We start from the raw sequence: 9,377 nt of genomic DNA, 5'->3' as shown, positions 1-9,377 counted from the left end.
TGAGCATTCTCGGGAAGAAGCGCGCAGCGTGTTGGATGCGCTGACGGCTCAGTCCAATGGTGTGGCTGCGGCAGTCGAAACAGTCGTCGCGGATGCCCGCTCGGCTGCTGATGCGTACACGACCGAGATCGCATCGCTTCAGGCGACCTGCGCGCAACAAGGTACGCGGATCACGGAATTGGATAGCGAGGCTGCTACCCTGAAGACTGAACTGCTGCGCGCTGAAGCGGTGCTTCAAGAGATGCGTGAGCATTCTCGGGAAGAAGCGCGCAGCGTGTTGGATGCGCTGACGGCTCAGTCCAATGGTGTGGCTGCGGCAGTCGAAACAGTCGTCGCGGATGCCCGCTCGGCTGCTGATGCGTACACGACCGAGATCGCATCGCTTCAGGCGACCTGCGCGCAACAAGGTACGCAGATCGCGGAATTGGATAGCGAGGCTGCTACCCTAAAGACTGAACTGCTGCGCGCTGAAACGGCGCTTCGAGAGATACAAATGCGGGCAGAAGAGGCAAATAGTGCGCTTGCTGCGATCCGGGCTAGTCGAACGTGGAGATTACTCAGCACTATGCGTTCATTTGTCATGAAAATCACTAATGCTCAAAAATAGAACCGGACGTGTAAAGTCCCAAGGGGAGGGTGCTGTGGGCACAAGATTCTACTTTGATCTGTCGAGCTGCGCGAGATGGGGCGGCAATGTCGTCGGCATCATCCGTGTTGAGCGGGAGCTGGCGAGATTCGCCAAGAGGAACCTTGGTTCAGAAGTCTCCTTCTGCGTTTACGATAAGCCGCGCCAAAGGTTCCTGCACGTGCCGGACGCTATTGCGGAAGAAATTTTCAGTGGGCGAACGTCATTTTCCTTCGATTCACCTCCGGCAGCGCCTTCTTTCGCGCAGCCGGCGCCTCTGTCGCGCCTGATTCGCGGCATGGTGGCATTTCTTCCACAAGAGTTCAGTTATCAGCTTTTGCAGAGGCCCAAAACCTATATAGCCCTTCAGCGATTGAGGGGGCGTCGGCTCCGTAGAGATGATGTGACGCAAATCCGGGAGGAACGTGAGCGCTCGATCCATGAAGGGAGCGCTTGGGCGGTTACCCGCCGGGACCTTCGGCGGCGGCTATTGAGCCATCCTTGGGTGTACCGTTCGCTTCAGCGCGTTCAGGGCCGACGTCTCACAAAGGATCAAGTCTTGCGTGAGCGCGACGAGCTAGGGCGTGCGCCGGCTCCCGCACGAGCCTTGCGTTATGCGTCTGATACGTTTGTCGAGGAGATCGCCCTGAACAGTAAGAGTGCCGTGATTTCCTGCGGGCTCGACTGGGATCACAAGGATATGCGGACGATCTACAATCTGAAGAAGCGCGACGGCTTCCGGTATCTCGCTGTCGTTTATGATCTCATTCCGGTCACCTATCCGCATTTCGTCGTCCCTGGTTACGATTCATTGCTGCGAGACTATATCGGGGAGTTAGTCTGGCTAGCGGATAAATGCTTCTGCATTTCGGAAACGACACGGCAGGATCTGATGAACTACGCCGCCGAGAATGGTCTGCAGGATCTTGACGCGGTTGCGTTTCCTCTGGGCAATGATCTTCCCAAGGCAAAGTCCGATGCTGATGTAACGTCCCCGACTGTTGAGCTGCCAAGAAGATTGGCCAACAAGCGGTTTGCGCTGTTCGTCTCGACTATCGAACCGCGCAAGAACCACCGGGTCCTGTATGAGGCCTGGGATCGATGCGTTCGCGAAGGACGGGTCGATCCGCGCGAGCACTGTCTTGTTTTCGTCGGACGACAGGGTTGGGGGTCTGACGATCTAGTGCGGGAGATCGGTGCAAATCCCGCGACAAAGTCTTCCATCATGCTGCTCAATCACGTGACGGATGAAATGCTCGGCGAGCTTTATCGCCAGTGCGCTTTCGGCCTGTTTCCGAGCCATTATGAGGGGTATGGTCTGCCATTGGCCGAATTACTGCTAGCCGGAAAGGCGTCATTCGCCAGCAATGCCGGAGCACTTTCAGAAATAGGCGGCGATTTGGTCGTTCGTCTTGATCCCAAGGATACGCTCGCTTGGGCCGACTGTCTCTCGCGTGCAATGACCGATGTAGCCTATGTTGGCGAGCTTGCTGCAAGAGTGAAATCGGATTTCCGGCCCACGATCTGGAAAGATGCTGCACAGGAATTTTTTGCCAAGGTTGGGGAGAGCGCTACGCCATGAAAATTCTGGGGCTGGGAACCTATCCGATCATCAAGCCTGTCCATGGTGGGCAACGCCGCGTTAGCGCATTTCGCGACTATTATTCCTCTGTGGGCGTTCAATACCAATACGCGTGCGTCTACCAAGGCGCTCACTACACGCAGGAAGACGTATCGTCCGACGATGTTGCGATCATGGCCCTGGACAACGATCCGTACCGCGCGATTCCGCTCATTGATGACGTGCGGGCCGGATGGCAGGCAGGGGGGGAGACAAACCTCGTGACGCATAAACGGCTGCTTGCGGTGGCTGAACGCTTCGCGCCTGACGTTATCCAGCTTGAGCAGCCCTTCATGTGGCCCTTCGTTAAGCGGCTCCGTCAGGATCCGCGTTGGGCCGAGATGCCAGTCATCTATTCCTCACAGAATTTGGAAGCGCCGCTCAAGCGCGACATGCTTACTTCAGCCAATGTGCGGTCTGACGATGTGCGTGTGGCGTTTGATCTTATCAACCGGACCGAGGCCGAATTGTGCCGGGCAGCCAGCTTGATCATAGCCTGTTCGGCTGAGGATCAAGCAGTGTACCGCAAGATGGATCGGGGTGGCGAAGTCATGCTGATTCCGAACGGTGTGAGCAGGCCTGTGCCTCCGTCCGAAGCTGCCCTTTCCAGGGTGAAATCCATTTACGGCAAGAACCGGTTCCTGTTTTTTGTCGGCAGCGCCTATCCGCCAAACATAAACGGGTTTGCAGAGATGGCGATTGTCGATGGAGTGTTCTTTATTCCGCCCGAAAAGCAACTGGCGATCTGCGGGGGGCTGTGTGACGGTATCTTCCAAACAGCACAATACCAACGCTACCTGTCGGCGCATTCTGATCGTGTGCAATTCTTTCCATCGCCGTCTGATGCGGAACTCAGCGCTGTGAAAGACGCCTGCCATGGGGTGATTTTACCCGTAACCTTAGGCGGTGGCAGCAACCTGAAGACGGCCGAAGCGCTTGCGCTGGGAAAATGGATTGTTGCGACGTCCACGGCCATGCGGGGCTTTGATGAATTCCGAAACGCTCCCGGTGTGATTATCGCTGACGATCCCAAGGCGTTTCAACGGGCTATGGCAGATGTTCTGCGTCGGACGCCGCTCAAGTTACCAGCAGACCAGAAGCTTAAGCGCGAGACTGTCTACTGGGACCATGCATTCTTGCGTTCCAACCTAGTCGCGCAGATAAATAAATCTCTAGAGTATCCTGCTTAGATAGAAGCTTTGCTGACTGATGGGCTGACGTCGATCTTTAAGCCACCTCCGCGCATGTCGAAGCGTTATACCTTATTCAAATATTTTAAAATTACAAAGCAAATACAAAAATGTCGGGACAACGTATAGATCAAATATATCAATCTTATGGGGATGGGTAAATTAGCCTTTGGTTGGTCTGAAGGTGGGTATTTCAAGGATATTCAGAATCAGGCGTCAGACAATGGAAGGTTGATTCGTGAGATATTGCAATTTCCAAATGGCGGAACGTTCATTGACGTGGGTGCGAATATTGGGGCAACAAGTTTGATCGAGGCGGCAGCGAATGCTGACATTATAGCAATTGAGGCCTCTCCAAGTATTGGAGAGCTTTATCAAAAGAATATGATCGCAAATAATGTGACTGCTCGCTTCTTCAACTGTGCTGCAGCCGCAGAAGATGGATCGATTGGATTCGAGCATCGGGAGTTTGCAGCAGGCACCCAGGTGTCAATCGACTCGGCTAACAAGGTTCACGTGCGATCAATTGATAGTATCGTGGACAAGTTGGCACTCGACGCCATTCATTTGGTGAAGATAGATGTTGAGGGATTCGAGATCAATTTACTCAAAGTAGCGCGACGTACGTTCGAGAAATATTCGCCTTGAGTGGTCATGGAGTTTAATGCTCTTGCACTAATTTGGAATGCGAATGTGAGTCCCAAAGGCTTGGGGCAACTGGTACTTGAGGTGGCGGGTGAATTTGAAGCATATGGAAGTTTTGGAGATTTGCGTTTCATAAAAGACGAAAACTCGTTTAGACATTTCATCTTTGAACATATGGCTGGTGGTCGTGTTGACGGCATTATCTTCCAGCCGATTTCAGGTTCAGCCGTGCTCGTATGCTTGAGTCGCTTTCGAATTCGAAGTGCGAGTACGGAATTATTCGAGGACGCACGAGAAACGATACGCGCCGATCGATTAGATTCGACGGGCTAAACTGGCCGCTAGGTCACTAAGCAAAAAAAACGACCTGAAAACTGACTATAAAACCGCTGTACATAGAACTGGCAAAACGGCAAGTGCGTAAAACTCGAGAGGAATATCATGGATTTGTGGCAAATGGCGTTACGTTTTAGCAACGCTTGGCTCAGGAAGGCGTTGAGGGACGGCGCCATATTGATGGTCTGCCTGCTGGCGGCTGTAACCCTAACGGTATTCTATGGCCACGATGCCAATTGGGACTTGCGGAACTATCACCTCTATCTTGGTTATGCCTTTCTCGAGGGGCACTTCGATAATGATATCGCGCCCGCCGACTTTCAGTCTCTGTTCAATCCGCTTCTGGACGCACCGTATTATTTCACGCTCAAGCATTTTGGCCTGAAGGTCGCGTCGATTCTTCTATCCGTATATTTTGGCCTGTATGCCTTTGTTCTCTGGAAACTAAATCGGTTGGTATTCGCATGCCCCGTATTTTCTTCCCATTATGCAAACAACACGAGCAATTACATGTTGCCGTTGGTAGCCACCGTTCTGGGGCTGACAGCCGCAGCAACCTTTTCCCAGTCTGCCACTACATTTAATGAAATCCAGCTGGCTCTGCTTGTGCTCATGGGCTTCGTCATCGGCCTATATGCCGTAGGTCGCGGAACTATCAAACTTCGCTACTTTGTCGTGGCAGGACTCCTTATCGGTGCAGCAGGTGGCCTCAAATTGACGGCTTTTACTTACGCGCCGGCATTCGTTATCGGACTTGTTGCGGTCTATGGTATTACACTCTCGATCCGCCCGGTTGCCGCGTTCAGTGTCGCCTGGGTTGGCGGGCTTCTGCTCACATATGGCTGGTGGGCCATCTTTCTGGAGCAGCGGTACGACAGCCCGATGTTCCCACTTTACAATTCCATATTCAAATCGGGTTGGTATCCCGAAATTAACTTCAAGGACATGCGTTTCGTTCCAAACAGTCCCGCGGAATGGGTTCTCTATCCACTGAATTGGGCGGTACGTGTTTCTGGCGAAGTATCTGAACCCTTATTGCGGGATCCGCGTCTTGCGCTGTTCTTATTGCTAGGAACTGTACTGGTTTTCTTTCGCAGTCGTTTGCTGCTCACCTCGCGACGCTTGCGGTTCCTTGTTGTGTTTGCATTCGCGGCCTACATCATTTGGCTCATACAGTTTTCCTATCTCCGATATGCCGTTGCGGTGGAAGGCGTCGCGACGACAGTCATAATCGTAGCGATCGCGGCAATTTTCATGGTTGGAGAGCGGGCCTCGCGAGACGAGAGCACCGTGATTGCGTCCATACTGCTCCTGATCGCGGTGCAGTCTTTCACCAAGTATCCGGCGTGGGGCCGTATGCCGTTTTCGCAAACGGAAATCCAAGTTAATGTTCCGTCAGTGCCAGATAATGCACTCGTCCTAGTCATAGGGCCGCCTCTAACGTATGTTCTTCCGTTTATCGACGCGGAAGATCTGACGTTCGTTGGAATTACGCAAACAACGCTCAATGCGCGGGGCTACAAATTTCATCAGGAAACGGTAGACAAAATCCGGGATCACGACGGATCAATCAAACTTTTAATTCGAGGTGCCGCCTTCGGACCTGAGCTCCAGCAGGAGTTCGGTGTCACAATTGTCGGAGGAACTTGCTATCCTGTCACGACGAACTTCGAGCCAGGTGCATTGGATATCAGCATGTGCACAGGCGAGAAAATAATGCCCTAGCGAAACGCTGCCTTTACATTCTGGCGGCTATCTCTGGCCTTGTGGAGGCAGCGGCGGTTTGCCAATTGTTATTCTGGTGCGATCACCCTAATGAGTTGGGGAGCAATAGAGGATGGATTCATGACTACTGTCATCGAGCCACAGCCCGAGGCAAACATCAGGACCAAGGCTATCGAAATCGTGGGGCTGTCGGCTTCCCTCGGCGCGTTGTTCCTGATCATCAATTTCCTCCATTTCCAATATGTTCCCGTTTCCGTCATTCTGTATGCTTGCATCTGGGACACCATTATCGCGTCCGTCCTGATGCTGGGAGCTTACTGGTTTTTCCGGCGCTGGACCTCTACGCTCCTTGTGACCGAGCTTACGCTCACGGTGGTCGCTTCGAATCTTCTCATCCTGCTCTACAGTGTGATGGGGCCGACCGTGATCGACAGATCCCTGTCAATCTATATTGTCGAGAAAATTGATTATCGAGGGGGAGAAGTCGCTGCGGATGCTATGAAAAATATCATTCTGATGGAGTTCATGGATGAATACCGCGTGGCGGATGTGAGGATGACCGAACAAATTACGAGTGGGACGGTGAAAAACATAGATGGTTGCTTGCATCTTACTTCGCGGGGACGGCGTCTTGCGACGTTCACAAGTTTTTTCCGTCGCAATTTTCTTCCCAAAAAGCGCCTCATTGGCGGTACAATAACCCACGAGTTGACAAACCCGCTGGCCAACAAACCAGTATTGGTGCCATTTAAGTGCGCTTCAACCGGAATAGAAACGCCATGACTATGCGGGGCGTATCGGGAGTAGGGGCAGATGCCTTTGACTATATAGGTAGCGAGCTGGAATTGTTTCAGCACGCCGAGAACTGGAAGGCGTATTTTGCGCGCCAGCTTGCTGGTTATATTCGTGGAGACGTTGCGGAAATCGGCGCCGGAATCGGTGGAACCACCGCTATACTTTGCGCGGGGTCGGAGGCGTCATGGTCGTGTTTTGAGCCTGACAGGGAAATGAGTAAGGAGATATCGAAAAAGATCACGCAGGGAGATTTGCCGTCGAACGTGAGTTCAATCAACTCGACGCTTGGCGAATACAGAGCAGATGAAACTTTTGACACAATCATTTACATAGATGTACTCGAACATATTGAGCATGATCTTGAGGAAGTGGAAATCGCGTTCAAGCGTCTCAAGCCAGGTGGGAATCTCGTTGTGCTGTCTCCTGCGCATCAATTCCTGTTCTCAGAATTCGATGCATCAATCGGTCATTTCAGGCGTTATTCCAAAACGAGTCTAAGGGCGTTACGACCGCAGGCGGCAGAGGAGCACGCGTTTTTTTATCTCGACTGTGTTGGCTTGCTGGCGTCAATCGCGAATAAAATACTCCTGAAGCAGTCACTTCCGACATTGTCCCAAGTCCTTTTCTGGGATCATGCTATGGTACCCGTTTCGAAGATCCTTGACCCATTGATTATGCGCAGCTTGGGGAAAACCGTGATTGGCGTCTGGAGGAAGCCTGACTGATTGTCCAAGCTGGATACTTTAGAGCGTCGGGCCGATTGATTGAATCGAAAATGATTCTCGTTACTGCCGAACTGTGAATCACAGTTCTGGGAGGAACCTGGCCATGGTAATTTTGATTTCGAATGATATTCGGTCCCGGATCATGCGGGGTATTGCGGCGGGCAAGTCGGCCCGTGCGGTTGTGCGTCAGTTTGAAGTGGCGCCCTCGACGGCATCGCGGCTGAAGCGTCATGTGGAAGAGACAGGATCCATTGCACTCCGGTCTCAGGGTAAACCGAAAGGGGTGACCTGAGACCCTTCAGTCCCTCATTCATTTCGAGAGTCTGCCCCTTTCATAGTCCATGGTTTGAGATGTGGCGAGCGCGTTGGGAGCGTTGCTCCCCACAAGCTCGAGCGACCGGCGCGCTGCGGGCGTCAGCCCGCCCAGTGATGAGTGAGGCCGGTGGTGGTTATAGTCATGTCGCCATCGTCCGAGGATCTTGCGGGCATGGGTAAGGCTGTCGAACACTTCCTCGTTAAGGCACTCGTCGCGTAGCTTGCCATTGAAGCTCTCGACGAAGCCGTTTTGTTGCGGTTTGCCCGGCGCGATATAGTGCCAGGCGATGCCGGTCTGGTTCTGCCATTCGAGGATGGCGCGACTGGTCAGTTCAGTCCCGTTATCTGAGACGATGGTTTCGGGCCTGCCATAGAGACGGATGCAGCGATCCAGTTCACGGGCCACGCGGGCGCCTGACAGCGATGTGTCCGCCACCAGTGCCAGGCACTCGCGCGTGTAGTCGTCGATCACGTTCAGCATGCGGAAGCGCCGGGCCGGGCCGAAGACATCGGACACGAAGTCGAGGCTCCAGCGCTGTGACGGACCGTCTGGCACGAGCATCGGTTCGCGTGTTCCAGTAGCGCGCTTGCGGCCACGCCTGCGTTTCACTGACAGGCCTTCCTCCTTGTAGAGGCGCCTGAGCTTCTTCTGGTTCATCACGATACCCTCTCGCGCCAGCATCACTTCGATCCGGCGATAGCCAAACCGGCGGCGTGTCGCAGCGATCTCACGCATGCGTTCGCGGATCTCCGGATTGTCCGGTTCCAGCTCACGTCTGACAGTCTTCGGATCGACGCTGACCAATCGGCAGGCGCGGCGCTGGGAGATGTCGTATTTGTCGATCACCTTGAGCGCCGCATCCCGCTTCAACTGGGGCGTCGTCAGGGCTTTCCCAGCAGGTCTTTCAGGATCGAGTTGTCGAGCATGCTGTCGGCCAGCAGCTTCTTCAACCGCGCGTTCTCGGTCTCCAATGTCTTCAGCTTGCGGGCATCCGACACGTCCATCCCACCATACTTCGCCTTCCATTTGTAGAAGGTGGCCGAGCTGACCCCGTGACGCCGGCACACGTCTGACGTCGCCATGCCACGCTCCTGTTCTGCCAGGATCGCGATGATCTGTTCGTCGGTGAATTTGCTCTTGCGCATTGTCTGTCTCCGTTGCGACAGACTCTCTATTCAAATGCGGGACCATTTGGGGCTCAGGTCAGGGGCGGGCAAGCTTGGGTCGTTCCGGGACTTCCTCATCCAGCGGGTCCTGGAAAAGCCTGACATTACGATGCCTGAGCTGGCGCGGGTGCTACAGGAAGAACACGGTGTGACGGCTGATCCATCGACCCTCTCCAGGCTGCTCTGAGCCGCTGGCTTTACATATAAAAATGTATGGTCCGCCCCGTCATTGC

Annotated in this window: 10 protein-coding genes and 1 pseudogene; 10 read left to right on the top strand and 1 reads right to left on the bottom strand. The window is 53.7% G+C overall.

The annotated features are described in order from the left end of the window. The 9 genes and pseudogenes from HOC_RS22460 to HOC_RS19355 form a co-directional block, all read left to right on the top strand. Positions 1–607, top strand: a pseudogene (locus HOC_RS22460) (hypothetical protein); the annotation flags it as partial. 34 nt (positions 608–641) lie between these two features. After that, entirely contained in the window at positions 642–2,207 is a 1,566-nt protein-coding gene (locus HOC_RS21980) for a glycosyltransferase (RefSeq protein ID WP_162174908.1), read from the top strand. After that, positions 2,204–3,436, top strand: a complete 1,233-nt coding sequence (locus HOC_RS19380) for a glycosyltransferase (RefSeq protein ID WP_035541681.1) — start codon at positions 2,204–2,206, stop codon at positions 3,434–3,436. Before HOC_RS21980 ends, HOC_RS19380 begins: the two co-directional genes overlap by 4 nt. 153 nt (positions 3,437–3,589) lie before the next feature. Further along, the gene (locus HOC_RS19375) at positions 3,590–4,084 is read left to right on the top strand and encodes an FkbM family methyltransferase (protein WP_162174907.1); all 495 of its coding nucleotides are present in this window, start codon (positions 3,590–3,592) and stop codon (positions 4,082–4,084) included. A 6-nt stretch (positions 4,085–4,090) separates the two neighbouring features. Continuing rightward, on the top strand, positions 4,091–4,414 hold the full coding sequence (locus HOC_RS22280; protein ID WP_156950562.1) for a hypothetical protein: 324 nt from the start codon (positions 4,091–4,093) through the stop codon (positions 4,412–4,414). A 108-nt stretch (positions 4,415–4,522) separates the two neighbouring features. Next, positions 4,523–6,142: a hypothetical protein gene (locus HOC_RS19370; protein WP_035541675.1), complete on the top strand. Its 1,620-nt coding sequence runs from the start codon at positions 4,523–4,525 to the stop codon at positions 6,140–6,142. Between the two features lie 120 nt (positions 6,143–6,262). Continuing rightward, positions 6,263–6,925: a hypothetical protein gene (locus tag HOC_RS19365; RefSeq protein ID WP_156950561.1), complete on the top strand. Its 663-nt coding sequence runs from the start codon at positions 6,263–6,265 to the stop codon at positions 6,923–6,925. Further along, on the top strand, positions 6,922–7,662 hold the full coding sequence (locus tag HOC_RS19360) for a class I SAM-dependent methyltransferase (RefSeq protein ID WP_051625132.1): 741 nt from the start codon (positions 6,922–6,924) through the stop codon (positions 7,660–7,662). Before HOC_RS19365 ends, HOC_RS19360 begins: the two co-directional genes overlap by 4 nt. 103 nt (positions 7,663–7,765) lie before the next feature. Further along, positions 7,766–7,954, top strand: a complete 189-nt coding sequence (locus HOC_RS19355; protein WP_035541672.1) for a helix-turn-helix domain containing protein — start codon at positions 7,766–7,768, stop codon at positions 7,952–7,954. A gap of 18 nt (positions 7,955–7,972) precedes the next feature. Here HOC_RS19355 and HOC_RS19350 read toward each other — a convergent pair. Further along, a protein-coding gene (locus HOC_RS19350) for an IS3 family transposase (RefSeq protein ID WP_156950560.1) occupies positions 7,973–9,123 on the bottom strand; the annotation gives its coding sequence in 2 pieces (ribosomal slippage) (positions 7,973–8,874 and positions 8,874–9,123; 1,152 coding nt in all). Between the two features lie 46 nt (positions 9,124–9,169). Between HOC_RS19350 and HOC_RS22550 the strand changes: the two genes are divergently transcribed. Then, complete coding sequence (locus HOC_RS22550) at positions 9,170–9,331, top strand: helix-turn-helix domain-containing protein (RefSeq protein WP_156950559.1); 162 nt, start codon at positions 9,170–9,172, stop codon at positions 9,329–9,331. Positions 9,332–9,377 lie beyond the last annotated feature (46 nt).

The organism is Hyphomonas oceanitis SCH89, from assembly GCF_000685295.1.
Classification (GTDB): Bacteria; Pseudomonadota; Alphaproteobacteria; order Caulobacterales; family Hyphomonadaceae; genus Hyphomonas; species Hyphomonas oceanitis.
This window is presented reverse-complemented; position numbering and strand designations above follow the sequence as displayed.